Annotated in this window: 26 protein-coding genes; 9 read left to right on the top strand and 17 right to left on the bottom strand. The window is 69.9% G+C overall.

Going from position 1 to position 24,613, the window contains the following annotated elements; genetic code table 11:
• Positions 1 to 15: 15 nt before the first annotated feature.
• The 7 genes from BLP95_RS04150 to BLP95_RS04125 all read right to left on the bottom strand — a co-directional run bounded on the left by BLP95_RS04150 (position 16) and on the right by BLP95_RS04125 (position 3,594).
• Positions 16 to 567 carry an LOG family protein gene (locus BLP95_RS04150; RefSeq protein WP_089677160.1) on the bottom strand — a complete coding sequence of 184 codons (552 nt, stop codon included), beginning with the start codon at positions 565 to 567 and terminating at the stop codon, positions 16 to 18.
• A 130-nt stretch (positions 568 to 697) separates the two neighbouring features.
• A complete protein-coding gene (locus tag BLP95_RS17175; protein ID WP_023005121.1) occupies positions 698 to 820 on the bottom strand; it encodes a hypothetical protein in 123 nt (40 codons plus the stop codon).
• A 45-nt stretch (positions 821 to 865) separates the two neighbouring features.
• Positions 866 to 1,387, bottom strand: coding sequence for a DUF501 domain-containing protein (locus BLP95_RS04145; RefSeq protein ID WP_089677159.1), 522 nt, complete (start codon positions 1,385 to 1,387; stop codon positions 866 to 868).
• Positions 1,368 to 1,685, bottom strand: coding sequence for a hypothetical protein (locus BLP95_RS04140; RefSeq protein ID WP_089677158.1), 318 nt, complete (start codon positions 1,683 to 1,685; stop codon positions 1,368 to 1,370). The genes BLP95_RS04145 and BLP95_RS04140 overlap by 20 nt, the downstream gene beginning before the upstream one ends.
• A 72-nt stretch (positions 1,686 to 1,757) precedes the next feature.
• Positions 1,758 to 2,228, bottom strand: coding sequence for a Cys-tRNA(Pro) deacylase (gene ybaK / locus BLP95_RS04135; RefSeq protein WP_089677157.1), 471 nt, complete (start codon positions 2,226 to 2,228; stop codon positions 1,758 to 1,760).
• Complete coding sequence (locus BLP95_RS04130; protein WP_089677156.1) at positions 2,225 to 2,632, bottom strand: acyl-CoA thioesterase; 408 nt, start codon at positions 2,630 to 2,632, stop codon at positions 2,225 to 2,227. The genes ybaK and BLP95_RS04130 overlap by 4 nt, the downstream gene beginning before the upstream one ends.
• A 122-nt stretch (positions 2,633 to 2,754) precedes the next feature.
• Positions 2,755 to 3,594 (bottom strand): hypothetical protein, encoded by an 840-nt coding sequence (locus tag BLP95_RS04125; RefSeq protein WP_089677155.1) that lies wholly within the window; start codon positions 3,592 to 3,594, stop codon positions 2,755 to 2,757.
• Between the two features lie 62 nt (positions 3,595 to 3,656).
• Here BLP95_RS04125 and BLP95_RS04120 point away from each other — a divergent pair, with 62 nt between their 5' ends.
• A complete protein-coding gene (locus BLP95_RS04120) occupies positions 3,657 to 3,998 on the top strand; it encodes a hypothetical protein (RefSeq protein WP_089677154.1) in 342 nt (113 codons plus the stop codon).
• Between the two features lie 46 nt (positions 3,999 to 4,044).
• Here BLP95_RS04120 and BLP95_RS04115 read toward each other — a convergent pair whose 3' ends face one another.
• The gene (locus BLP95_RS04115; RefSeq protein WP_089677333.1) at positions 4,045 to 4,479 is read right to left on the bottom strand and encodes a hypothetical protein; all 435 of its coding nucleotides are present in this window, start codon (positions 4,477 to 4,479) and stop codon (positions 4,045 to 4,047) included.
• A gap of 42 nt (positions 4,480 to 4,521) precedes the next feature.
• On the opposite strand from BLP95_RS04115, the gene BLP95_RS04110 reads away from it, so the two are divergent.
• Positions 4,522 to 5,685: a MalY/PatB family protein gene (locus BLP95_RS04110; protein WP_089677153.1), complete on the top strand. Its 1,164-nt coding sequence runs from the start codon at positions 4,522 to 4,524 to the stop codon at positions 5,683 to 5,685.
• A gap of 58 nt (positions 5,686 to 5,743) precedes the next feature.
• Here the strand turns inward: BLP95_RS04110 and BLP95_RS04105 are convergent, their stop codons facing one another.
• Positions 5,744 to 6,685, bottom strand: a complete 942-nt coding sequence (locus BLP95_RS04105; RefSeq protein WP_089677152.1) for a tetratricopeptide repeat protein — start codon at positions 6,683 to 6,685, stop codon at positions 5,744 to 5,746.
• Positions 6,686 to 6,764: 79 nt separating this feature from the next.
• On the opposite strand from BLP95_RS04105, the gene BLP95_RS04100 reads away from it, so the two are divergent.
• The 4 genes from BLP95_RS04100 (at position 6,765) to BLP95_RS04085 (ending at position 12,882) form a co-directional block, all read left to right on the top strand.
• On the top strand, positions 6,765 to 7,535 hold the full coding sequence (locus BLP95_RS04100) for a DUF3750 domain-containing protein (protein ID WP_089677151.1): 771 nt from the start codon (positions 6,765 to 6,767) through the stop codon (positions 7,533 to 7,535).
• A 169-nt stretch (positions 7,536 to 7,704) separates the two neighbouring features.
• Complete coding sequence (locus BLP95_RS04095; RefSeq protein ID WP_089677150.1) at positions 7,705 to 8,499, top strand: EAL domain-containing protein; 795 nt, start codon at positions 7,705 to 7,707, stop codon at positions 8,497 to 8,499.
• A gap of 1 nt (position 8,500) precedes the next feature.
• Positions 8,501 to 11,134: a GAF domain-containing protein gene (locus BLP95_RS04090; protein WP_089677149.1), complete on the top strand. Its 2,634-nt coding sequence runs from the start codon at positions 8,501 to 8,503 to the stop codon at positions 11,132 to 11,134.
• The gene (locus tag BLP95_RS04085; protein WP_089677148.1) at positions 11,131 to 12,882 is read left to right on the top strand and encodes a putative bifunctional diguanylate cyclase/phosphodiesterase; all 1,752 of its coding nucleotides are present in this window, start codon (positions 11,131 to 11,133) and stop codon (positions 12,880 to 12,882) included. Before BLP95_RS04090 ends, BLP95_RS04085 begins: the two co-directional genes overlap by 4 nt.
• Here the strand turns inward: BLP95_RS04085 and BLP95_RS04080 are convergent.
• Both BLP95_RS04080 and BLP95_RS04075 read right to left on the bottom strand, forming a co-directional pair.
• Positions 12,879 to 13,556: an OmpA/MotB family protein gene (locus tag BLP95_RS04080; RefSeq protein ID WP_089677147.1), complete on the bottom strand. Its 678-nt coding sequence runs from the start codon at positions 13,554 to 13,556 to the stop codon at positions 12,879 to 12,881. The two genes, BLP95_RS04085 and BLP95_RS04080, sit on opposite strands and share 4 nt — an antisense overlap.
• Positions 13,549 to 14,364: a motility protein A gene (locus BLP95_RS04075; protein WP_089677146.1), complete on the bottom strand. Its 816-nt coding sequence runs from the start codon at positions 14,362 to 14,364 to the stop codon at positions 13,549 to 13,551. Before BLP95_RS04075 ends, BLP95_RS04080 begins: the two co-directional genes overlap by 8 nt.
• A gap of 223 nt (positions 14,365 to 14,587) precedes the next feature.
• Between BLP95_RS04075 and BLP95_RS04070 the strand changes: the two genes are divergently transcribed.
• The 3 genes from BLP95_RS04070 (at position 14,588) to BLP95_RS04060 (ending at position 17,414) form a co-directional block, all read left to right on the top strand.
• Complete coding sequence (locus BLP95_RS04070; protein WP_176760222.1) at positions 14,588 to 15,793, top strand: EAL and HDOD domain-containing protein; 1,206 nt, start codon at positions 14,588 to 14,590, stop codon at positions 15,791 to 15,793.
• 62 nt (positions 15,794 to 15,855) lie between these two features.
• Positions 15,856 to 16,296, top strand: a complete 441-nt coding sequence (locus BLP95_RS04065) for a molybdopterin-dependent oxidoreductase (protein WP_176760221.1) — start codon at positions 15,856 to 15,858, stop codon at positions 16,294 to 16,296.
• A complete protein-coding gene (locus BLP95_RS04060) occupies positions 16,296 to 17,414 on the top strand; it encodes a GGDEF domain-containing protein (RefSeq protein WP_089677144.1) in 1,119 nt (372 codons plus the stop codon). The genes BLP95_RS04065 and BLP95_RS04060 overlap by 1 nt, the downstream gene beginning before the upstream one ends.
• A gap of 43 nt (positions 17,415 to 17,457) precedes the next feature.
• Here BLP95_RS04060 and BLP95_RS04055 read toward each other — a convergent pair whose 3' ends face one another.
• The 6 genes from BLP95_RS04055 to flhB are packed head-to-tail and all read right to left on the bottom strand — an operon-like array spanning position 17,458 to position 24,501.
• Positions 17,458 to 18,165 carry an RNA polymerase sigma factor FliA gene (locus BLP95_RS04055; protein WP_089677143.1) on the bottom strand — a complete coding sequence of 236 codons (708 nt, stop codon included), beginning with the start codon at positions 18,163 to 18,165 and terminating at the stop codon, positions 17,458 to 17,460.
• A gap of 15 nt (positions 18,166 to 18,180) precedes the next feature.
• The gene (locus tag BLP95_RS04050) at positions 18,181 to 18,588 is read right to left on the bottom strand and encodes a flagellar protein FlhE (RefSeq protein ID WP_089677142.1); all 408 of its coding nucleotides are present in this window, start codon (positions 18,586 to 18,588) and stop codon (positions 18,181 to 18,183) included.
• Entirely contained in the window at positions 18,585 to 19,025 is a 441-nt protein-coding gene (locus BLP95_RS04045; protein WP_089677141.1) for a hypothetical protein, read from the bottom strand. The genes BLP95_RS04050 and BLP95_RS04045 overlap by 4 nt, the downstream gene beginning before the upstream one ends.
• Entirely contained in the window at positions 19,025 to 21,262 is a 2,238-nt protein-coding gene (gene flhF / locus BLP95_RS04040) for a flagellar biosynthesis GTPase FlhF (protein WP_089677140.1), read from the bottom strand. The genes BLP95_RS04045 and flhF overlap by 1 nt, the downstream gene beginning before the upstream one ends.
• Before the next feature lie 3 nt (positions 21,263 to 21,265).
• Positions 21,266 to 23,347, bottom strand: coding sequence for a flagellar biosynthesis protein FlhA (gene flhA, locus BLP95_RS04035; protein ID WP_089677139.1), 2,082 nt, complete (start codon positions 23,345 to 23,347; stop codon positions 21,266 to 21,268).
• A complete protein-coding gene (gene flhB, locus BLP95_RS04030) occupies positions 23,344 to 24,501 on the bottom strand; it encodes a flagellar biosynthesis protein FlhB (RefSeq protein ID WP_089677138.1) in 1,158 nt (385 codons plus the stop codon). Before flhB ends, flhA begins: the two co-directional genes overlap by 4 nt.
• Positions 24,502 to 24,613: the final 112 nt, after the last annotated feature.

Genomic DNA, 24,613 nt, shown 5'->3' with positions numbered 1-24,613 from the left:
GCAGCCCTGATCGGCTCAGCCCTCGGCCAGCCGCGCCTCCACCCGTTCGATCAGTTCCAGCGGCTCGGCGGCGTCGAGCAGCTCGGCGCGGGTGCGGGCGTTGAGGAAGCCCTGCTCGACGGTGCTGTCCAGGAAGGCCAGCAGCGGTGCGTAGAAGCCCTCGCTGTCGAGCACGCCGATGGGCTTGTCGTGCAGCCCCAGGTAGTGCCAGGTCCACGCCTCGAAGAACTCCTCCAGGGTGCCGATGCCCCCGGGCAGCATCAGGAAGGCGTCGGCATGGGCGGCCATGCTGGCCTTGCGCTCGTGCATGTTGCGCACCCGGATCAGCCGGGTGAGGCCGTGGTGGGCCTGCTCGCGCTCCACCAGGTGGTCCGGCATTACCCCGACCACCTCGCCGCCGGCGGCCAGGGCGGCGTCGGCCAGGGCCCCCATCATGCCGATGCGGGCACCGCCGTAGACCAGGCTGTGGCCACGGCGCGCCAGCGCCTCGCCCAGGGCACGGGCATCGGCCAGGAAGCGCGGGTCGCGCCCCTCCCGGGAACCCAGAAAGACGCAGAATCTCGCCATGCTCGTCTCCTCGTGAACAGGCCCACATCCTGGCCCGCGGCGGCGGGCACCGCAAGGGCTCCGCGCCTTCTCACCCCCCACAACGACCGGGGGCGCCCGAAGGCGCCCCCGCGGCGTGCCGTCGCCTGCCTCAGCGGGCGGCGTCGGCGTCGCGCTTCATGGCTTCGCGCAGCAGCTTGACGCCGACCACGGAGATGCCGATCAGGCTGGCGATCAGGGCAAGGCTGGCAAGGACATGGGTATCGACGTACATCGGGGGCTCCTCGTGGGACGTTTCGGGTCAGGGTGTCGGTGCGCCTCACGGCAGGCAGTCGGCCACGCCGTACTCGGCGTCCATCCAGCGGCCGATGGCGTTGTCGCCGCACAGGTGGTGGGCATACTGGGTATGCAGGCAGCGCACCTGGTCCCAGTTGGCGATGCCGCCGACGCCGCGCTCCGTGAGCACGCCATCATAGCCCAGCCGGATTACCTCCGCCTTTTGTGCCGCGCTCATGTAGCGCCAGCGCGCCGCCACGTAGTCGCGGTGGCTTTCGTGGTAGGCGGCGAGCAGCTCGGGGTCCTCCTGCAGGCGCGCCTCGAGCCGCTTGATGGCGCCGTCGGCCTCGATGCGCGAGATCACCACCTTGAGGCGGTCGCAGCTCAGCCAGTAGAGGGTCGGGAAGGGGCGGCCATCGACGATGGGCGCCATGCGCAGCACCAGCGGGGTGCCTTCGCCGTCCACGGCGGCCACCGTCTCGATGCCGCGGGGGGTACGGCCGAGCTGGCGGGCGATGATCTCCAGCTGGCGGGCGTCGGGCGGGCTATCGGGGCGGGTCACCATCGTCACGGTCTCGCAGGAACTTGTTGGATTCGCCGACGGCCAGGAAGAAGGCGCGGTTGAGCTGCTCCGGGGTGGGCACGTAGCGCCACTCCCGCTCGCAGTACTCGGCGGCGCGGGCCAGCAGGGCGTCGTAGAGGCGATTGAACGGCGCATCATAATCGTAGGGGTCGGCGCCGAACAAGCGGATATGGGGATAGTCGGCGAAGCGCTCGACGAAGTAGCGGCGCAGCTGCGCCTCCATGGCGCGGTGGCGCTCGGTGTCCTCCGGGTCCAGCCAGAGGGTGTAGCGGATGGCCATGGCGGGCTCCTGTGGCGATGGATGGCCCGGGCGCGCCCGGTGGGGATGGGACAGCGTCGGCCGGCGTTCGGCTCAGTCGCGGGCCAGCGGCGCCAGCCGACCCCGGGTGAGGGCCAGCAGGTCGGCCGGCGCCAGGCGGATCTCCAGGCCGCGGCGGCCGCCGCTGACGTGGATCGCCGCCAGCCCCTCGGCGCTGGCGTCGAGGAAGGTGGCCAGGCGGCGCCTCTGGCCCAGCGGGCTGATGCCCCCCACCACGTAGCCGGTGGCACGCTCGGCCTCCTGGGCTTCGGCCATGCGCGCCTTGCGGGCGCCGGCGGCGCGCGCCAGGGCCTTGAGGTCGAGCTGGTGCGACACCGGCACGATGGCCACCGCCAGGCGGTCGTCGTCGAGCCGGGCGAGCAGCGTCTTGAACACCTCGTCGGGGGAGAGCCCCAGCACGCGGGCGGCCTCCTCGCCGTAGGCGGGGCTCTTCGGGTCGTGGGCGTACTCGGCCAGGGTGAAGTCGACCCCGGCGGCCTCCAGCTGCTTGACGGCGGGGGTCATGCCTCGGCGGGCTCCTCGTGGAAGTGCGCCTCCAGCGCCTGGCGCAGCTCGCCGGTGATGGGGATGGCCTGCTTGGCGTCGTGGTCGAAGTGCACCATCACCGTGTGGCCCAGGTTGGTGAGCTTGCCGCCCTGGCGTGCCTCCTGGCTGACGGTGAAGGAGCTGTTGCCGAGCCGCGAGACGTAGGTGCGGATCTCGATCTCCTCGCCGTACTGCAGCTCGGCGCGGTAGTCGACCTCCATGCGGGCCATGATCAGCCGCCACTTGCGCGGGTCCAGGTCCGGGGTGAAGAGCCGGAAGAGGTCGTTGCGGGCCAGCTCGAACCAGGCCGGCAGGCGGGTGTTGTTGACGTGGCCCAGGGCGTCGGTGTCGTAGAAGGCGGGCTCGACGGTGCGAACGAACATCTGGCGTTTCCTTGTGGTTATCGCTCCAGCTCGACTAGCTTTGCCCCGAGCAAGCGCTCGGTCAAGTCATAAGGTATCGAGTCTCGGTGGGGCATAACCGGCGGCAGGCCGTAGTGCTTCCCCTAGGTCCTGCCACTGGCGCCCCTCGTCGAGGCATTCCTGGCCCTTCTGCTGCCCTGCCAAGCCTGGAGGCGGGTCCAGGCGAGAAGCCACAGGGTGGCCACGGCGAAGCCGGCCAGGGTGCCCAGCGCCAGCCCCAGGGTGGGGTAGGTGAAGGAGACGCACAGCGCATAGCAGAGCAGCGCGCCGAGCCCCATGGGGTAGTGCTTGATCACCGTGGCCACCGGGTCGGGGCCGTGGGTCAGGTGCAGGATCACCAGGAAGGGGTACATGGTGACCGGGAAGGCGGCCATCACCCCGGCCCAGGCGGCCGGTAGCACGTGGGCCAGGCCGGTGATCACGAAGATGATGACGGCGGCGAGCAGCGCGCGCACCGTGAGCGCCGTCCAGGAGAAGCGCCCGCCCGGGCGCGCGACGCTCTCCGGAACCCGGCGATAGAGCCAGGTGAACAGCGCGATGGCGACCAGGGTGGTGAGGGTGCCGGTGAGGCGGTCGAACTCCACCCGGGTCAGCACCAGGCTGACCGCCAGGAAGGCGACCAGCCCCGCGGCGGTGCCGGCCAGCACCCCCGGCAGCCCCGGGCGGCGGCCGGCCAGCAGGTAGCCGCCGCCCAGCGCTAGGGTGGCGGTGAAGCCGGCCAGGGTGTGCACCGCGCTCTCGGCGGCGAAGCCCGGCGAGAGCTCCAGGCCGATGAAGAACAGGGCGATGGCGGTGCCCAGCGGGTAGCCCGCCAGCAGCCCGGCCACCCGCGGGCTGACGCGCACGGCGATGGCGCCGAGGCCCAGCACCATGCCGATCGATACCGCCAGCTTGGCCAGCTGCCAGCTCAGGGGAACTTCCATCTCGTTTTCCTTATCCTTTTGGAACGTCGCGTGTCGTGGATCCCGTCATACCGGAGGCCCGCATGGCCGGCCATGAGCTCTCGCCCCCGCCGCGCCCGGACGCTTGCGAGCTGTGCGGGCGGGCGGCGCCCCTGACCAAGCACCACCTGATCCCGCGCTCGCTGCACGGCAAGGCGCGCTATCGCCGACGCTTCGCGCGTGCCGAGCGGCTCACCGCCATCCTCTGGGTGTGCCACCCCTGCCACCGGCACCTGCATGCGGTGCTCTCGGAGCGCGAGCTGGCCGACCACTACCGCAGCCGCGAGGCGCTGCTGGGCCACCCGGAGATCCGCGCCTTCGTCGACTGGCTGGCCACCAAGCCGGCCGGCTTCAAGCCCAAGCGGCCACGTCGCCGGCGCCGCTGACGGCCTCTCGATGCTAGCGGCCGTCCCGCCGGCGTCAAGGCGGGCGTCACACCAGCCGCAGCCCCTCGCGGTCGCGCCAGGCCGCGGGTAGTGCCGCGCCCAGCGTCGCCTGCAGGTGTGCGGGCAGGGCCGCCTGGGCCGCCTCGAGGCTGGCGAAGTCGCGGTTGCGCAGCCAGCAGTAGGCCCAGGCGCACGCCTCGTCGGCGTCGCGGGGCGTCGGCCGGGCAGGCATCTGCACGAGCAGGAAGGTGGCGGTGCGGGCGGCCCACAGCGGGATCTCGTCGCCCGCCTCCGCCTCGCTCCAGGCCGCCAGGGTGGCGGCGTCGGGGGTGGCCTCCGGCAGGCCGATGCGTGCCACCCGGGCGGTCTCGGCGAGCAGCAGGGCGAGGCGCTCGGGGGAGTCGCGGCCCAGGTCGCGCCACTGGGCCACCAGCCGCGGCATGCCGCGGCGCACCTTGGCATAGAAGTCGTCCTGGGGCATGGTCGAGGTCATGTTGCGAGCCTTGAAGTGAGGAGTGAGCGCATGGCGTTCGATTTTGCCACGCCGATCGAGCGGCGGCATCCGGCGGGGGGCTGGCCCTCCCAGAAGTGGCACCGCTACGGTGATGAGGTGCTGCCCTTGTGGGTGGCCGACATGGACTTCGCCTCGCCCCCCGCGGTGCTCGAGGCGCTGCGGGCGCGGGTCGACCATGGGGTGTTCGGCTACGGCTTGGTGCCGGACTCGCTGCGCGAGACGCTGTGCGCCTGGAGCCGCGAACACTACGGCTGGGCGATCGCCCCGGAGTGGCAGCACTGGCTGCCCGGGGTGGTGCCGGCGCTGCACCTGGCGAGCCTGGCGCTCACCGAGCCGGGCGACGGCGTGCTGACCGTGACGCCGATCTACCCGCCCTTCCTGCATGTCGCCGAGCGCACCGGGCGCCTGGCCCAGCGGGCGGCGCTCGCGGCGCCGACGGCGCCGGGGCAGCCCTGGCGGCTCGACCTCGACGCGCTTGCGGCGGCGGTCACCCCCGAGACGCGACTGCTGCTGTGGTGCCAGCCCCATAACCCCACCGGGCGTGTCTGGTCCCGCGACGAGCTCGCCGGCCTGGCCGAGCTGGTGACCCGCCACGGTCTCCACGTGGTCTCCGACGAGCTGCACTGCGACCTGCTACTGGAGGAGGGGGCGCGCCATGTGCCGCTGGCGGCGGCCTTCCCCGAGCTCGCCGCCCGGACCATCACGCTCTGGGCGCCCTCCAAGACCTTCAACCTGGCGGGGCTGACCGCCGCCTGCGCGGTGATCCCCGACCCCGCCCTGCGCCGGCGCTTCGCCGCGGCGGCCAAGGGGCTGATGCCGGACGGCAACGTCATGGGGCTAGTGGCGGCCGAGGCCGCCTACGCCCACGGCGATCCCTGGCGCCAGGCGCTGCTGGCGGTGCTACGCAGCCAGCGGGCGACGCTGGTGGAGCGGGTGGCGCGCTGGCCCGGGGTGTCCATGAGCGCGCCCGAGTCCACCTACCTGGCCTGGCTCGACCTGCGCGAGGCGGGGCTCGGCGAGTCGCCCCAGCGCGCCCTGTTGGAAGGTGCCGGGGTGGCGCTCTCCGACGGCGCCGACTTCGGCCACCCGGGCTTCGCGCGGCTCAACTTCGGCACCACCGCCACCCAGCTCGAGGCCGCGCTGGTGCGCCTGGATAGGGTGTTGGCCGGCTGAAGACGACACGGCCGCCCGAAGGCGGCCGTGTGAGTGGCGAGGGCGTCATCCCGGGGGCTCAGTAGAGCATGGCGAAGAGCTTGCGGCGGTAGGTGACGGTGAGGGGGTGGTCGGCGCCAAGGGCGTCGAAGACCCGCAGCAGGGTCTTGCGGGCGGCGTCGTCGCCGTAGGCGCGGTCGCGCTTCATCAGCGCCAGCAGCCCCTCCAGGCCGGTCTCGTAGTCGCCGTCGGCGACCCGGCGCAGGGCGCGCAGGTAGTGCGCCTCGCTGTCGTCGCGATCACCCAGGGCGGCGAGCTCCTCGGCCGAGGGGGCCTCCTCGCCGAACTCGATGCTGGCGCGCACGCCGCGGGCCGGGGCGGCGTCGCGCTCCTCCGGCGGCAGGTTGTCGAGCACGGAGCGCGCCTCCTCGGCGCGGCCCTCGGCCACCAGGGCGCGGGCCAGCTCCACCTGGTAGGGGGCATGGTCGGGATACTGTTGGGCGAGCTCCTGGTAGATGGCGCGGGCGGTGGCGGCGTCGCCGGCGGCCAGCGCCTCGGCGGCCTGCTCCTCGGGGCTCGCCGGAACGTCCTCCGGGGCCGGGAAGTAGCGGCCCAGCCACTCGCGGATCTCCTTCTCGGGCAGCGCGCCCTGGAAGTGGTCGACCAGGCCGCCCTGGCTGACCAGCTTGACGTCGGGCACCGAACGCACGCCGAGCTGGGCGGCGATCTCCTGGTTCTCCTCGATGTTGAGCTTGGCCAGCAGGAAGGCGCCCTGATACTCGCGGGCCAGCTTCTCCAGCACCGGCATCAGGGTCTTGCAGGGCTGGCACCAGGGGGCCCAGCAGTCGAGCAGCACCGGCACACGCATGGAGAGCTCCAGCACCTGCTGGATATTGCTCGCGTCGACGTCGATGATCACCTCGGGGGCTTCGCCCGCTTCGGGCTGGGTCGGCTGCCCGGCCTGGGGCTCGCTGGTGTCGGCGGTGAGCGGCTCACCGGTACGCGGGTCGACGATGGACATGATGGGGATTCCCGGGGTGGTGTGGATTTACCCCGGAAGATGCGGGTGAAGGCGGGCGACTTCAAGGGGAGGAGAGGCGATGGCGAGACTCGGGCGGTGGATGGCGGGCATCAGCCTGGCGCTGGCATTGCTGCTGGCGGGGCCGCTGTGGATGCTGGCCTCCGGCGGGGTGGAGATGGAGGGGCACTGGGGCGCGGCCAGCCGCGCGCCGGCGGGGCTGGCGCCCGCTCCCGAGGCGGCGCCCGAGGCGCTGGTGCAGGTCTATGCCGCGCGTGCCTGGGGCTGGCGGGGCGCCTTCGGTGTGCATACCTGGTTGGCCACCCGGGAGGCGGGTGCCGCCGAGTGGCGGCTGCATCATGTGCTGAGCTGGCGCACCCCGGCGCTGGTGAGCACCGCCACGACCACCCCGGACCGCGCCTGGTACGGCAGCCCGCCCCGGCTGCTGGCCGACTACCGCGGCGCGCGGGCCGCGGCGCTGATCCCGGCCATCGAGGCGGCGGTGGCCGCCTATCCCGTACCGAACGCCTATCGCGCCTGGCCCGGCCCCAACAGCAACACCTTCATCGCCTGGCTGCTGCGCGAGGTGGAGGGGCTCGATGCCGTGCTGCCGGCCACCGCGGTGGGCAAGGACTACCTGCTCGACGGCTCCCTCGCCCCGGCGCCAGGCGGGGCCGGGTTCACCGCCTCCCTGGGCGGCGTGCTGGGCCTCACCTTGGGGCGCGTCGATGGCCTGGAGCTCAACCTGCTGGGCCTGGGGGTGGGGGTCGACCCGCGCCGCCCGGCGCTCAAGCTGCCGGGGCTCGGCCGATTGGGAATGCCGGCGCAGGTCATGGGGCAGGATGGAGAGTAGCGCCTGCCCCGAGCGTGTCTGGCGGCTCCATCGCTCGCCCCCTAAGCTTCAATGGTTAAAGCCACTCCTTGCGGTGCCGATATTATCTTATGACGCTTTTACTACGGCACCTACCTGGCGCGGTCAGGCTTGCGTGCGTGCAGACCCAACCGTGCACGAGGAGCAACGAATGAATCAGTGCGTCAGGGGGCCTCGCGGCTGCGGCCGTTGCGATGCGCCACTGCCCTTCGACTTCACCATGGCGTTTCAGCCCATCGTCGACCTGGCCCAGGCCAGGGTGACCACCTTCGAGGCGCTGGTGCGTGGCCCGGGGGGCGAGTCCGCCTGGAGCGTGATCTCCCAGGTCACCGATGATCTGTTATACCGCTTCGACCAGGCCTGCCGAGTTCGCGCCATCGAGATCGCCAGCCGGCTGGGGATGCAGGAGCGGCTCTCCATCAACTTCCTGCCCAATGCGGTCTACGAGCCGGAGGCCTGCATCCAGGCGACCCTCGAGGCGTCGCATCGGGTGGGGTGGCCCACCGAGCGCATCGTCTTCGAGTTCACCGAGACCGAACGTGTCACCGACCAGGCCCACCTCAAGCACATCATCGGCAGCTACCGTCGGATGGGTTTCACCACCGCCCTGGATGACTTCGGCAATGGATATGCCAACCTGGATCTGCTCACGGTGCTGGAGCCCGACAAGATCAAGGTGGACCGTAAGCTGATCATGGGCTGTGACGAGGATCCTCGCCGCCAGGCGCTGCTGAGGTCCATCAAGGGGTTGGCCAGGGAATTGGAGCTTGAGGTGATCGCCGAGGGGGTCGAGACGCGCGAGGAGGCGCTGTGGCTGGGACGGGCCGGACTGACCCGCCAGCAGGGTTTCTTCTACGCCAGGCCCCAGGTGGAGTCCCTGGGAGAGGATCTGGCCCCGATGTTGGCGGCGCTACAGACTGAGCTGCATGCCGAGACGGCGAGCTGAGATGACCTCCGCGAGCGAGCACGATCGTGAGGCGGCACGGCTGGAGGCTCTGGCCTCTCTGGCCGTGCTGGACACCCCCGCCACGCCGGCCTTCGAGCAGTTGGTCGACCTGGCCTGTGACCTCTTCGAGACGCCCATGGCCCTGGTGTCGCTGGTCGACCGGGAGCGCCAGTGGTTCAAGGCGCGTCGCGGCATCGAGGTCTGCGAGACGCCCCGGGACATCTCTTTCTGTGCCCATGCCGTCGCCGACGGCAAGCCCCTGGTGGTGGCCGACGCCAGCCGCGACCCGCGTTTCCGTGACAATCCCCTGGTCACGGGCGCCCCTGATATTCGCTTCTATGCCGGCTACCCGCTCCGTCCGCTGGGCGAGCATGTCGTGGGGACCCTCTGCCTGCTCGATACGGCACCGCGAGACTTCTCGCCGCGCGAGCTGCGGCTGTTGGGCAAGCTTGCCGCCCAGGCCGAGGTCCTGCTGCGCAAGCAGCGCCTGCTGCATGACCAGGCCAGTCAACGCCATGAGCTGGAGCAGGCCCGCAGCCGGCTCGAGGAGGCCCATGGCCGGCTGCACAAGGAGCGTCAGCTGTTGCGTGCCATCCTCGACGCCAGCCCCGACCCCATCTATGCGCGCAGCCGTTCGGGCCGCTACCTGGCGGCCAACCAGGCCTGCCGGGAGATGCTGATGTCATCCGGGGTCGATGCGCCCGAGGAAGACCGCTTTCCCAGTGCGCTTCCAGAGGCCTTGAGGACATCGGTCGAAGAGGCCGAAGAGCGCGTATTGGCGACCGGTCAGCCACGCCAGGTGCCGATGCTCAGGCATCGTGGTCGCTACCTGGATCTGCAGCTGGCACCGCTGGTCGACTCGACGGGAGAGACGGTGGCGAGAGGCGTGGTGGGGGTGGCCCGGGACACCACCGAGATCGTGAGGCAGTCCTCCCTGATCCGGGTGCTTCACCAGGGCATCACCGACTACCAGGCGCTGATGTCGGGTCGCCGCCTGTGGGATTTCCTGATGGAGGCCCTCAGGGAACTCACCGACAGCGACTACGCCCTGATCGGCGAGGTGATCGAGCAGGAGGGCAAGCCGGCGCTGAAGCTGCACGCCATCACCGACCTCTCTTGGGACGCGGCGTCCCGACGCCTGATGGAGCGGTTGCGCAGTGGCGACATGACCCTGTCGCGCCCGGACAGCTTGCTCGGCCGGGTCTTCGCCTATGGCGAGGTGGTGATGACCGACGACCTCGGCAGTCACCCGCATCGGGCGGGCTTCCCGCCTGGACATCCGCCACTGCACAACTACCTGGGGGTGCCGATCCATGACGGCGAGCGGCTGATTGGCATGTACGCCATCGCCAACGGGGTCCGGCCCTATGACCGCTCGCTGCTGGAGTGGCTGGAGCCCTTCACCGCCACCTGTGCACTGTTGATCAACCTCTACCGGAAGATGTCGGAGCGTGAGCACGATATCGAGGCGCTGGCCGAGGCTCGCGACGCCGCGGATCGTGCCAACCGGGCCAAGAGCGAGTTCCTGTCGGCGATGAGCCACGAGCTGCGTACGCCGCTCAACGCCATCCTCGGCTTCGCCCAGCTGCTGGCCAGCGGTCGGCGCCACCCTCTGGGCGAGCGCCAGGCGAGGCAGGTCGCCCAGATCGAGAAGAGCGGGCAGCACCTGCTGCAGCTCATCAACCAGATCCTCGACCTGGCCAGGGTCGAGGCGGGTCATCTGGCGCTCTCCCTGGAGGCCATCTCGGTCGCCGAGGTGGTGCAGGATGCGCTGTCGACGCTGGCGGCCACCGCGGAGGCGGCCGGGGTCACCCTCGAGGATGGGGTGGCGGACCTTGTCTTGCCGGCGGTACGCGCCGACTACACCCGCCTCAAGCAGGTGCTGCTCAACCTGCTCAGCAACGCGATCAAGTACAACGTCCCCGGCGGCTGGGCCCGTATCGAGGCACGGGTGGAGGGCGACGCGCTTTACCTTAGCGTCGTCGACGGCGGGCACGGCATCGCCATGGAGGAGCAGCCGCTATTGTTCCAGCCCTTCCAGCGGCTGGGCGGTGATCAGGAGGCCATCGAGGGAACCGGGATCGGCCTTGCCATCACCCGCCAGCTGCTGGAGGCCATGGGCGCAAGCATCGAGGCCGAGAGCGAGTTCGGCGTCGGCAGCCGCTTTACCTGCCGGATGGTCCTCGCGCCCGCCTCGCCCACCGGTCTCACGCAGCGGGCCGAGGCACTGCCGCAGGCGGCTCGAGAGGCCCTGGCGGCCCGGGTTGCCTATGTAGAGGACAACCCGGCCAACCAGCGCCTGATGCAGGACATCTTCGATGGCCTGCCGGGCTGCGAGCTGCGACTCTTCCCTAGCGCCGAGATCGCCCTGCCGGCCATTGCCGCCGAGCCGCCGGATGCGGTGGTGATGGACCTGCACCTGCCCGGTATGAGCGGCAGCGAGGCGCTGTCGCGCCTGCGGGCCATCCCGAGCCTGACGCGCCTGCCGGTGATCGCCCTGTCGGCCAACGCCATGCCGTCGGATATCCGTCGCGGGCTGGCGGCGGGCTTCGACGAGTACCTGACCAAACCCCTGGATCTCGAGGCCTTCATGACCACCCTGCACCGTTTCATTCCACTGGAGGGGAGGCCATGAACGAGTCCGAGTCGCCTTGCCACCACGCCGTGCTGGTGGTGGACGACAACCCGGTGAACGTCGAGCTGCTCCAGGACCTACTCGAGGATCATGGCTTCCGGCGGGTGGCGGGGCTGTGCGACCCACGAGAGGTACTGGGGTACTGTCAGGCGTCCCCGCCGGACCTGGTGCTGCTGGATATCCGCATGCCGCACCTGGACGGCTATGGGGTATTGGGCCAGCTGCAGGAGGCCTTCGGTGACGAGGGGCCGGCGGTTATCGTGTTGACCGCCCAGGTGGATGACGCCACCCGCGAGAGGGCACTCTCCCTGGGGGTGCGTGACTTCATCACCAAGCCCTTCGACCAGCGTGAGGTGCTGCAGCGCATCCGCAACGCCCTGCGTGTCGAGAGCCGCTATCGGCAGCGCCGCTCGCAGGCCAGCCACCTGGAACGCCTGGTCGCCGAGCGCACACGGGAGCTCGAACGCCTGTCGGTCACCGACCCGGTGACCCAGCTGCTCAATCGTCGCGGCCTGGCAGAACTCCTGCAGCGCTGGCAGCAGGGTGGCCGCGAGGTGGGCGTGCTGTTCGTCGCCCTCGATGACATCCACGACATCATGCGCCTGCAGGGGCACCGGGTCAGCGATGCCTTCCTCCACGGCGCCGCCCGGCGTCTCGGGGAGGTGCTGCCCGGGCAGGCCACCCTGGGCATCTGGGGCAGTCATGAGCTGCTGGCGGTGATGCCAGATGCCGAAGTCGGCGGCCTGGAGGTGCTGGCGCATCGGTTCCTCGCGGTGCTGACTACCCCGGTGCCCCATGACAGCCTGACGCTGCACACCGCGGCGCGCATTGGCATCGCCTCTGGCAAGGGCCTCGACGCGGCGCGCCTGGTCCACATGGCGGCCCTGGCGCTGCCCTTTGGGCAGGATGCCGTGGGGCGATATTCCCGCGCCCACGAACAGGCCGAGCAGCGTCGGCTAAGCCTGCGTCAGCGACTGCGTGGCGCCTGTGACCGGGGTGAGACGGACCTGCATTTCCAGCCCAAGGTCGACCTGGCCTCGGGCCGGTTGGTGGGCGCCGAGGCCCTGGTGCGCTGGGCGTCGCCGGTGCATGGTGATGTGTCGCCGGGAGAATTCATCCCCCTGGCCGAAGCGAGCGGTGACATCGTCGCCATCGGCGCGTGGGTGCTCGAGACCGGCCTCTCCCACTTGGCCGACTGGCGCCGCCGAGGGCAGGTGGAGGATGACTTCTGTCTGGCCCTAAACGTGGCCCCCCAGCAGCTGTGTGAGCCCGATTTCGCTCGGCAGGTGCTGGCCAGGCTGGAGTTACACGACCTGGCGCCTCGAAGCCTGGAGGTCGAGGTGACGGAAACCGGGTTGATGGCGGACCCCGAGGGCGCCCTGGGCCAGCTGGAGCGCCTCGCGGCGGCAGGAGTCGGCATCGCCATCGATGACTTCGGCACTGGCCACTCGTCGCTCGCCTACCTGAAGCGCCTGCCGGTGACCACCCTGAAGGTGGATCGCAGCTTCCTCGCCGGCATGGTGGAGCGCGAGCGGGATCGGCGGCTGGTGGAATCGATCGTCGCCATGGCCCACGGGCTCGGCTGCCGGGTGGTGGCCGAGGGGATCGAGAGTCTCCATCAGGCCGACCTGCTGACCCGGCTGGGCTGCGAGCTCGGCCAGGGCTACTGGTATGCCCGGCCGATGGCAGAAGACGACTTCCTGGCGTGGGCGCAGGCGCGTCCGCTTAGTATGCTACCAGCAGGCTAACCGCCGGGCTGCTTGAGCAGCAGCTCGACCCGGCGGTTGGCGGCGCGCCCCTCGGGGGTGGTGTTGCTCTCCAGCGGCTGGGTGTCGGCATAGCCGATGGCGCGCAGCCGCCCCTCGGGGACGCCGGACCGCACCAGGTAGCGCAGCACCGAGATGGCGCGTCCGGTGGAGAGCTCCCAGTTCGAGGGGAAGCGGGCGGTATTGATAGGCACGTTGTCGGTGTGGCCCTCCACCGAGATGGTGCCCTCGAAGTCGGCCAGGGTGCCTGCCAGGCCCGTGATCACCTCCCGGCCGCGGGCCGTCAGCCGGGCTTGGCCGCTGGAGAAGAGCAGGTTGTTGTCGATGCGCAGGGTGATGCCGCCCGCCCCCTCGGCCACGCTGACCCCTTCCATCTCGAGTCCCTTGAAGCGTGGCTGGAGGCCCTCGTGTCGCGGCCTCAGGCCCGAACCGACGGCGATGGCGGCGGCTTGAGCCGCCGGGGAGATCGCGCTGGCCGCGGTGCCGGCATACTGGCTGCCCGCCGGTGCCATGCCGTTGCCGGCCATGGAGAGCAGCAGGACGAAGAGGGTGATGAGCAGGGTCAGCACGTCCAGATAGCTCATCAGCCAGCTCTCGCCGTCACCATCTCCCTGGCTCGTCGGGGTGAGGGCCTCGCGGGTGCTGCGATCAAGCATTCGCGGAGGCCTCGTCACCTCGGCGGCTGGGTGGCTCCGGGTCGCGGATCTCGTCGTGGTAGTTGGCCACGAAGGAGTGGAGGGTTTCCTCGATGAAGGAGGGCAGGCGGCGCTTGGTGATCAGCGAGATGCCCTCGAGCACCATGTTCATGGCGATCAGACGCTCCTCGGTGCGGCGCTCGAGCTTCACGGCGATGGGCTTGAACACCAGGTTGGCCAGCAGGATGCCGTAGAAGGTGGTGAGCAGCGCGACGGCCATGCGCGGACCGATAACGTGCAGGTCGCCGGCCTCCATCACCTCCAGCATGTTCACCAGCCCCACCAGGGTACCGATCATGCCGAAGGCCGGGGCATAGGTGGCCATGGTACGGAAGATCTGGGCCTCGGCGTGCTCGCGTGCCTTGAGGCGGGCGATGCGCCAGCGCAGCAGGTCGTAGATCTCCTCCTCCTTGGTGTTGGCGATCACCAGCTGGATGCCGTTGCGCAGGAAGGGATTGCGGGTCTTCTCCAGGGCGTTCTCCACGGCGCGCACATCACCCTTGAGCCACAGCCGGGAGAGGTCGACGAGTTCCTTGATATCGTCGCGGATATAGGTGTTCTCCCGGCGAAAGACGATGCCCACCAGGCGCACCACCCGCAGCACTTCCTTCAACGGGTAGCTGATGAAGGTGGCCGCCAGGGTGCCGGCGACGACGATGCCGAGCCCCGGCAGGTTGATGAAGCTCTGCGGAGACTCGGCGGTGAAGAACAGGACGCTGGCGAGCAGCACGCAGCTGGCCAGGATGCCGATCAGCGTCGAAGGGTTCATGGGGGCTCCGGTGTTGGTGCAGGCGAGTGAGAGGGCAACAGCATACCCAGAAGGCAGTATCGGCGGAAATGGCCATGACTTGAGGGCCGCGAGGAGCCCTGCGGATAGGCGCCGTGCCCCGGTTGGCGTGATACGCTTGCGGTTACGAAAAGCAACAGACGGCTCCCCGCCCGCCTTGTCGGGTGTCGAGGGGCTTGCCGCAGGGACACAGGGAGAGACACACATGAGCCGTCAGCAGGCCGTGGCCGGGGTGACCATCGCCCTGCAGCCCATCCACGACGACCGCTTCCGCCATGTGGCGGACCGCCTGGTCTATCGCCGTCACGGCGAGGCGGAAGCCGGCGCCGACGACCCGGTCAGCCAGATGGCGCAGGCCCTCGCTGGGGTGATCTACGAGGGCGAGGGGGGACACCCCCTCGGTGAGCGCGAACTCTTCATCGAGCTTCCCCAGGAGTGGCTGGTGCGCACCGAGCTACTGCCGACGCCGCCGACACAGATCATCATCGGGCTGCCGGCGGCGCTTGAGCTGACGCCCGAGGTGGCCGCCAGTCTCGCCGAGATCAAGGATGCCGGTTACCGGCTCGCGGTGCATGAACCGGCGCTGGAGAAGGACGCGCTCAAGGCACTGGCCGATGTGGCGGTGGTGGATGTCGCCGAGGGGTTCGAAAACATCGACCTCGAGGCGCTGAAGGCCGCCGGCTACCGGCTCATGGCCGAGGGCATCGTCGACCATCAACGGCTGACGGCCTGCCAGGAGGCGGGGTTCACCTGGTTCAACGGCCGCTACCTCGGCGAGCCCGGCTTCCATGCCACCCGCCCCCGGACCCGTCACGGTAACCGGGCCGCGCAGCTGCGACTGGTCAACGAGCTCTATCGCGACGATGCCGACTTGCAGAAGCTTCACGACCTGCTGATCCAGATGCCGGCACTGCACATGGCGATCCTGAGGCGGGCCGGTTCCAGCTTCTACGCCCGCGGTAATAAGCCTCCCACCGAGCTCAAGCGGGCACTGTCGATGCTGGGGCTGCTCGAGATCCGCCGCTTGGTGATGACACTCTCGCTGGCCAGTGAGCTGCCTTCCTCGCGACTGACGGTCCGTCTGGCGCTGATCCGCGCCTTCATGTGCCAGAAGCTGGCGGCACCGTTCTCCGGCATCGACCCGGAGGACGCCTTCACCACCGGCCTTTTTTCGCTGATGGATGCGCTGCTCGAGGAGGACCAGGAGACGCTGCTGGCGCAGGTGCCGCTGGCCGAGCCGATCCGCTTGGCGCTGCAGCGGCGGGAAGGCCCACTGGGCGCCTTGCTGAAGCTCTGCGAGGAGCATGAGCACCAGCTGGCCGAGCGGCCGCCCGAACATGGCGCCGATCGTCTGCAGGCGTGCTACCTGCAGGCGCTGGCCGAGACCGATAGCCTGATGAGCCTGGCATAGGCCCGCACATCCCCATCCCAGCGAGATTGCCCAGCATGCGACGTTTTCTCTTTAGTCTCGGTATGACAGGGCTGCTGCTGATCGGAAGTGGCGGTGGTGCCCTAGCCGCCGAGCTCTCCCTCAACCAGGGTGCCGAGACGCGTACCCTGACCCTCAATGACGTGGAGTCGGCCGGGGTGACCCACCTCGAGATGCGCCATCCGGAAGGCTTCGCAGGACGCTTCACCGGTGTCTGGCTGGATGACTTTCTGGAGGCTCAAGGCCTGGCACAGGCGCGCCGGGTACGCTTCATTGCCCATGATGGCTACACCACCTTCCTGACCCCCGAGCAGCGCCGGCAGAAGGACTACCTGCTGGTCACACGCCTCGACGGCGAGCCCATCGCCGTCGAGGACTATGGTCCCTACATGTTGGTGGTGCCGAAGGATGTCGAGGCGGTTCATGAGGGCACCGAGCCCATGACGCGCTGGATCTGGGCGATCGCCGAGGTTAGCGCCCGGTGATGCGCCGAGTGCGCTCCCGCGGCCTGTGGGTGGGCTACCTGTTGATGGTGGGTGTCTGCCTGGCGGCCTTCGGCTTCTACCTCACCGAGGCGAGGCGGCTGGTGGGGGCGAACTATACCGCCATGGTCACCGACCTGGTGCGCGCCCAGGAGGACCCTGACCGCCTGCGGCTGGTCCTGGACAGCCTGCTTGACAGTCCTGACCGCATCCACCTCGCCCAGCTCAACGAGCTGATCTGGCGAATCCCCCTCAGGATCCAGGGACTCAGGAATCACCTGCTGCGCAGCGACCTGGCACCGGCTCGCTATACCCCCTATCTGGAGGAGCTGACCTATGTCGAGAGTCGCCTGCCGACACTGGAACAGGTGATCGCTCGGGTGGGCATCGATAACCAGTTGACGCCGGAGGAGGGGCGCCAGTTGCGTGAGCTGGGCATGGAGCTCGAAGAGGCCCTGGCCTGGTCCTACAGCGAGCTCAACGAGCTGCTGCATCGAGCCTCGGCCGACCAGCGGCGTTTCATGGGACGCCTGACCCTGGCGGTCGCCGTGCTGCTGCTGATGCTGCTGGTCGCCATCGGCGGCGTGTTGCTGATGCTGCATCGCCTGCATGATCAGCGCGAGACCATGCGCCACCTCAGCCTGACGGACCAGCTGACCGGACTCAACAATCGCCGCCGCCTGCTCCAGGAGGCGGGTCAGGCGTTCGTGCGCGGTGAGCGACAGGGAACGCCGCTGGCGTTGTTGCTGCTGGACCTGGACCACTTCAAGCAGATCAACGATGCCTATGGCCATCCGCTGGGTGACGAAGTGCTGATCCGCTTCGCGCGCCTGTTGGAAGCCTGCGCGCGGCGCATGGACGTGGTCGCCCGCATGGGCGGCGAGGAGTTTGCCATCCTGATGCCGGACAGCGATATCGCCGCCGCGCGACGGCTCGCCGAGCGCATCCTGCACGCGGTGCGCGACATGCCGCTGCCCAGCCGGGCCCACGCTGCCGGGTTGACGGTGAGTATCGGCGTTGCCGAGGCGGGGGAGAACGGTGACTTCGAGCGGCTCTACGCCCAGGCGGATCGGCGCCTCTATCGTGCCAAGGCGCAGGGGCGTGATCGCGCCGAGGGGTAGCTCGGCCAGCAGTCGAGCCGCGGACCGCTGACGGGGCCCGGGATCAGCCCGGCTCGGCCAGGCGGGTGCGCAGCCGGCTCACCGCCTGGCTGTGGAGCTGGCACACGCGGGACTCTGTCACGCCCAGCACGGCGCCGATCTCCTTGAGGTTGAGCTCTTCCTGATAGTAGAGGGCCATCAGCAGCTTCTCGCGCTCCGGCAGGGCCTCGATGGCCGCGACAAGTCGCCCGCGTTGCTCCTGGTCGAGCAGCCGGGCGAAGGGCGTGGCCTGGCCGTCGCCGATGGGCAGTCGGCCCTCGCCGCCCTCTTCCATCAGCTCCTCGAAGGGCAGCAGCTGGCCGTTGTTGGTATCGGTCAGCAGCTGTCGATACTCCTCCAGGGGCATCTCCAGTGCCAGGGCGATCTCGTGCTCTTCCGGGGGGCGGCCGTGCTGCTGCTCGAGCTGACGGATCGCCTCGTCCATGGCGCGGGCACCGCGCCGCACGCTGCGTGGCAGCCAATCGCGGGTGCGCAGCTCGTCGAGCATGGCGCCGCGGATGCGCTGGCTGGCGAAGGTGGCGAAGCTGGCCCCCTGACCTGCCTTGTAGCGGTTGAGCGCCTCCAGCAGGCCCACCGTGCCGGCCTGGATCATGTCGTCCAGCTCGATGCTGGCGGGCAGCCGCACCTGCAGCGCCAGTGCCTGCCGGCGTACCAGGGGCAGGTACTGTTCGATCAGCTGGGTCTGGTCGATCTTCCCTTGTGCTGTGTACATGCGTATGCCTCGCGGCTAACCCTCACGATAGTTGACGATGACCTGCAGTCCGCGTGTCTCTACGGCGGGGCCGGGGCGTGCCAGACGAAAGTGGAACGTCAGCGGCGCGTCGGCGTCCAGCCCGGCCAGGCCCTCGGTGCTCCCCCGCTGGCTGGATAGGGGGATGCAGCGCAACGGATGGCAGAGCCGCCCCGTCACCTGCCCCGCCTCGGGCAGCTCGAAACGCCAGCTCACCCGGGTGATCCGGCTACCTGCCGCCAGTCGTGTCGGCGGCACGAGGGGCTGCGATCGCGTCGTGGCGTCGGCCAGGGCCACCCTGGGGCCCGTGTGGCTCGCGACCCAGCTGCCGGCGCCGAGGCTGGGCCAGGCAGGCGTCATCAGGCAGAGCGCGAGCGCCAGGGCGGCGTAGCGGCGTGATCTCATCGTGCCAGCACCAGCAGGTCGATGCCCAGGCGGCTGGTGGCCGCCTGGCGCAGGTTGTCGAGCAGCCCGCGGCGGGGCAGGTCGGGGTGATGCACCGCCAGCAGCCGCCTGGGGCCGCCGTGGCGGTGCAGGCGCGTCAGCGTCGCCAGGCCGCGCCGGAACGCCTCGGCGTCACGGTCGACCCACAGCGCCCAGCGTGACTGCTCGGCGATCAGCGAGGTCAGGTAGGGGCTCTCCGGCGAAACCACCGCCAGCCGCCAGCTGTCGGGGTCGCCCACCCAGCGATAGCCGCTCGCCTGCCAGTGGGCGAGCAGCTCGCGCACCGTGTTGACGCAGCGTTCGGGGCCCACCACCATCAGCGGCGTGGCGGGCGCCGGTGAGGGGCATGATCGCATCTCCGCGGCCACCCTGGCGCGCAGTCCTGCCGCCTGGTCCATCACGCCATCCCTCCGCTCGCCTGGATATGACGGATCGCCTCCCGGGTGGCGAACAGCTGCAACAGGGCCTGGAGCAGGGCGGTGTCACGTCGGCGCCGGCGACTGCCCAGCAGACCCAGCAGCTCGGCGCGCAGGTCCATGGCTTCCTCGTCCCGGGCATGCTCCAGGTGCGTCGCCAGCGCGGCGATGCCCGCCCCCAGCGACAGCGTCAGCTCGGCACGGGTACCGCTTGGCAGCCACTCGGCCAGCTGGCTCATGGCCTGACGGGTCAGGGGGGTGAGCCCTTCCCCCTGAAGCGCGGCCAGCAGTAGGCTCGGCAGCGCGTCGGCCTTACCGGCGGGGGCCAGCCAGAAACGCTGGCCCAGCGGGCGGCCGCTCTCCTCGTCGTGCAGGCGCGCGTGCCAGGCCTCGAGAGGTTCCTCGCGTGATGCCTCGGCCCGCTTCGCAGGGGGCAGGGTGACCGACAGGCAGGACAGCGACAGCGCAACCGGGCGGCCGCGCAGGCGGGCGCTGAGCGTCCCGGCGCGGCGGGCGAGGGGCGCCAGCCGGTTCAGCGGATACGGCTCCCCCTGGTGCACCACCCGGCTGGCGGGCTGCGCCTTCGCCAGCCAGGGGGCGCCGCGGCTGGCCAGTCGTTCGCGGATGGCCGCCGTGGGTAGCGTCGGGAACAGCTGGAACGGGGCCGTGGCTCCCCCCAGGGGGAGAAGGTGCCGCTCGAGACACGCCAGCTCATCCGCGGGCTGGTGGTGCTGAAGCAGCAGCGGCAGCCCGGGCAGCCCTTCGGCGTCCAGGGGCGCGTGGGGCAGGCGCCAGTCGGTACCACCACCGGTGCGTCTCGGAGCCCACAGCAGACCCGCCGCGCGCGTGGCGGACGCCGGCGGCTCAAGCAGCGACAGGAGCTGCTGAGACTGGGTGTCGGCGGAAGCCGCCGTCAGGTCCCACATCGCCTCCAGGGCACCGAACCCCGGCAGGCGCCGGCGCAGGCGGGTGAGCGATGCGGCGAGTCGTCGGCCCTGGCCCAGCAGCGGGGTGCCCGCCGGTGGCGAGTCAGGGGACTTCGCGTTCGCTTCCTCGGCCAGCGGGGAACGTGTGGCCAGGGCGCGCGCCGACAGCGAGGCGGCATCGGGCAGGCTCAGGTCCTCGGGCACCCGCTGGCCGTGGGAGACGAAGCACAGCGTCAGGTCGTGGCGAATCACCGTCTCCAGCGCCGGCGCCAGGCGGCAGGCTTCGTCCTGCTTGGTCAGCAGGCAGCGATCGAGTCGGGCACCGGCGGCCTCGGCGGCGTTCCGGTAGCGTCGCACCACCTCGTCGAGGGTCTCCGGCTGGCTGGCGGCGTTGAGCAGCAGCACCATCTGGACCCTGACGCGGCCGTCCTGCAGCTGGGCGATCTGCTCGACCACCCGCTGGTCACGCTGACTCATCCCCACGGTGTCGATGATCACCCAGCGCCGCCCCATCAGGCGGGTCGCCAGGGAGTCCACCGGCTGGTCGCTGTCCAGGGCCACCATGGGGATGCCGAGCAGCTCGGCATAGATTCTCAGCTGCTCGTGGGCGCCGATGCGGAAGCTGTCGGTGGTGACCAGCGCCACCCGATCGGCGCCGTGCTGCTCGACGTAGCGGGCCGCCAGCTTGGCCGTGGTGGTGGTCTTGCCCACCCCGGTGGGGCCGACCAGGGCGAGGATGCCCGGCGCCTCGAAGAAGGCCGCCTCTTCCTCGCCCACCCGCAGCCGCGAGGCCAACCGTCGCTGCAGCCAGGCCAGGGGACGCTCGTCCTCGGCGGTGGCACGCTCGAGCTCGTGGGGCAGGCCGGTGACCAGCGCCCGGGCGAAGTCGTGGGTAAAGCCGGCCTCGCGCAGGATGCGGCGCAACCGGCCGGCGCAGTCGGTCTCGGGCTGACGGCGGGCCTGCTCGCGGGCCAGCAGGGCGCGCATGTCCTGCATCTCGCTGAGTAGCTGGGCGCTCATGGCCTGCAGGTCCGCGGTGGGCTCAGCCGTTCCGGCGGCGACCTGCGCCTCCTGGGTAGGCGTCGGCGGTTCCTGCGGCGTGCTATTGGACGCCTTCGAGGGCAGCTGGGCGGCGTCGCTCAGGCTCCCTACGGCGTCGTCGGCCATGGCCAGGATCTCCACCCCCTCCTCGGTGGGGCGGTTGGCCAGGATGAGGGCGTCGTCGCCGAGCACCGCGCGAACCTGGCGCATCGCTTCGCGGCTGTTGACTCCGGTGAAACGCATGACGCTCATCTATCAGCGACCTCCGATCAGGGTGGTGATGCGCAGGTGGCGGTCATCCGGGATCTCGGCCTGGGACATCACCACCAGATGACGTAGCCGCCGCCGCAGGAAGCGTGAGAGCAGGGCGCGCAAGTTGTGCTGGACCACCAGCACCGGCGGCTCGCCGCTGGCCTCATGGCGCTCCAGCGCCTGTTCGGCCTGGCTCATCAGCGTCTCGGCGAGGCCCGGCTCCAGCGAGCCGTTGCCGTTCATGGCCTGGTTCAGCACCTGTTCCAGCTGGCCGTCCAGGCCGATCACGTTGAGCTGCTCCTGGCCACCGAACCACTGCTGGGTGATGGCACGCCCCAGCGAGATGCGCACCAGCGCGGTGAGTTCGTTGACATCCTGCACCTGGGTGGCGTGTTCGGCCAGGGTATCCATGAGGGTGCGCAAGTCGCGGATCGAGACATCCTCGTCGAGCAGGTTCTGCAGGATGCGCTGGAACACCGTCAGCGAGATGGCCTTGGGAACCACCTCCTCGACCAGCGACTTGTTCTCCTCGCCGAGCTTGTCGAGCAGCTTCTGCACCTCGGTGCGGCCCAGCATCTCGGCGGCATGGCGGTGCATCAGGTGATTGAGGTGGGTGGCGATCACCGTGCTGGCGTCCACCACCGTGTAGCCATAGACCTGGGCATGCTCGCGCTGGTCGCCATCCACCCACACCGCCGGCAGGCCGAAGGCGGGTTCTTGCGTCGGGGTGCCCTTGAGCTCGCCGGTCACCTGGCCGGGGTCGATGGCCAGCCACTGGCCGGGATAGGCCTCGGCATGACCGATCTCGGCCCCCTTGAGGCTCAACACGTAGCTGTTGGCGCCGAGTTCGAGGTTGTCGCGGATATGCACCACCGGCGGCAGGAAGCCCACCTCTTGGGCGAACTTCTTGCGCACGCTCTTGATGCGGCCGAGCAGCTCGCCCTGCTGGCGCGAGTCTACCAGCGGGATCAGGCGGTGGCCGACCTCGAGGCCCAGGGTGTCCACCAGTTGCACGTCTTCCCAGCTCGCCTCGGGCGCCTCCTGCACCGGAGCCGGTGCGGCGCTTATCTCCTCCTCCACCAGCTTGCGCTCGCGCTCGCGCAGCAGCCACCAGGCCAATCCGCCCAGCAGGGCGGTGAAGATCAGGAACACCAGGTTGGGCATGCCGGGCACCAGGCCGAGCAGGCCCATGACCGCCGCGGCGAGGATCATCACCTGCGGATTGACGAATAGCTGGCTCATCATCTGCTGGCCGACGTCCTGGTCGGTGTTGACCCGGGAGACCGTCACGCCAGCGGCGGTGGAGATCACCAGCGCAGGAATCTGTGCCACCAGGCCATCGCCGATGGTCAACAGAACATAGGTTCGCCCGGCATCGGCGAACGCCATGTCATGCTGGAGCATGCCGATCAGCAGGCCGCCGAGGATGTTGACCACCATGATCACCAGGCCGGCCATGGCGTCGCCGCGCACGAACTTGCTGGCGCCGTCCATGGAACCGTAGAAGTCGGCCTCCTGGGCCACCTCGCTGCGGCGCTTTTTGGCGTCTTCCTCGCCGATCAGGCCGGCATTGAGGTCGGCGTCGATAGCCATCTGCTTGCCGGGCATGGCGTCCAGCATGAAGCGGGCGCCGACCTCGGCGATGCGACCGGCGCCCTTGGTGATGACCATGAAGTTGATGATCACCAGGATCATGAAGACCACCAGGCCCACGGCGAAGTTACCGCCGACCAGGAACTGGCCGAAGGCCTCGATCACCTTGCCGGCGGCGTCGCCGCCCTCGTGTCCCTCCATCAGGACCACCCGGGTGGAGGCGACGTTCAGCGACAGACGCAGCAGGGTGGTGAAGAGCAGCACCGCGGGAAAGGCGGCGAAGTCCAGGGGCTTTTCGGTGAACATGCTCACCAGCAGCACCATCACCGCCAGGGCGATGTTGAAGGTGAAGAGCAGGTCCAGGGCGAAGGGGGGCAGCGGCAGGATCATCATCGACAGGATCATGATGATCAGCAGCGGCCCGGCGAGCACCTTCACGGGCACCCTCGCCAGCCAGTCGCGCTGTTCCAGGTAGTGGCGCAAGGCCTTCATGGGCGTGTCTCGTCGCTCTCTCCGCCGGGCGCCGCGACGCTGAGCTCGTCGGGCACCGGCAGGTCATGGGGTGTCGGGGGCGCCTCGCCGCCGGCGCGCCTGAGGCCGAAGGCCCACGCCATGACCTCGGCCACGGCGGTGTACAGGGTCACCGGGACCTCCTGGTCGAGGTCCACATGGTGATAGAGGGCGCGTGCCAGCGGCGCGGCCTCGAGCCGCGGCACGCCGTGCTCGTCACCGAGGTCGCGGATGCGAGCGGCCACCGCGTCGGCGCCCTTGGCGATGACCCGCGGGGCCTGCATGCCCTGTTCGCGATACTCCAGTGCCACCGCGTAGTGCGTCGGGTTGGTGATGATCACATCCGCCTCGGGCACCTTGCTCATCATCCGGCCGCGCGCCATCGCCTGCTGCTGCTGGCGGATCCGCGCCTTGACCTGGGGATCCCCCTCGGACTCCTTGTGTTCACGCTTCACCTCGTCCTTGCTCATGCGCAGCTTCTTGGCGTGGCTCCAGATCTGGTAGGGCACGTCGATCAGGATCACCACCAGCAGGGTCAGCACCATCAGGCCGCTGGCCTTGGCCGCCATCCAGAGCGCCTGGGCCAGCGCCTGGCGCACCGGCTGGTCCATCAGGTCCATGAAGGCGCCGCGGTTCAGGTAGAGGAAGGCGATGCCCACGCTGCCCACCAGCAGCGACTTGGCGATCGCCTTGGCCAGCTCCACCAGGGCCTGCACGCCGAAGATCCGCTTCAGCCCCTTGAAGGGGTTGAGCTTGGAGGCTTGAGGCTTGAGCGACTTGGCCGAGATCAGCCAGCCGCCGAGCAGGGCCGGAGCCACCAGGGCCACCACGGTCAGCAGCAGGAACAGCGGCAGCATGGCGTAGAGGGTGCGGCTACCCAGGTCCAGCGCATGGGCCAGCATCGGCGTGGTCTCCATGGCGTGGCGGCGCTCGAACAGGAAGGCCTGCTCCATGACCAGGCCGAGCTGCCCGTAGAGCAGCTCGCCCATGGTCCAGAGGCCGACCACTCCGCCCAGCAGCAGCATGAAGGTGGCCAGCTCTCGGGAACGGGCGACCTGGCCCTCCTCGCGCGCCTTCTCCAGGCGTCGGGGCGTGGCCTCTTCGGTCTTCTCCTGATCGCTGTCCTGATCCGCCATGGTCGTCTACCGGGCACTCGTCTGCACCCTGGCCATTGTGACGTCGGCGGGGAAGGGGTGATGCGTCAAAAAGGGCCGGTTATCGCGGTCTTATCCGCGACACACGGCCAAT

The organism is Halomonas shengliensis (assembly GCF_900104135.1).
Taxonomy (GTDB): Bacteria; Pseudomonadota; Gammaproteobacteria; order Pseudomonadales; family Halomonadaceae; genus Halomonas; species Halomonas shengliensis.
This window is presented reverse-complemented; position numbering and strand designations above follow the sequence as displayed.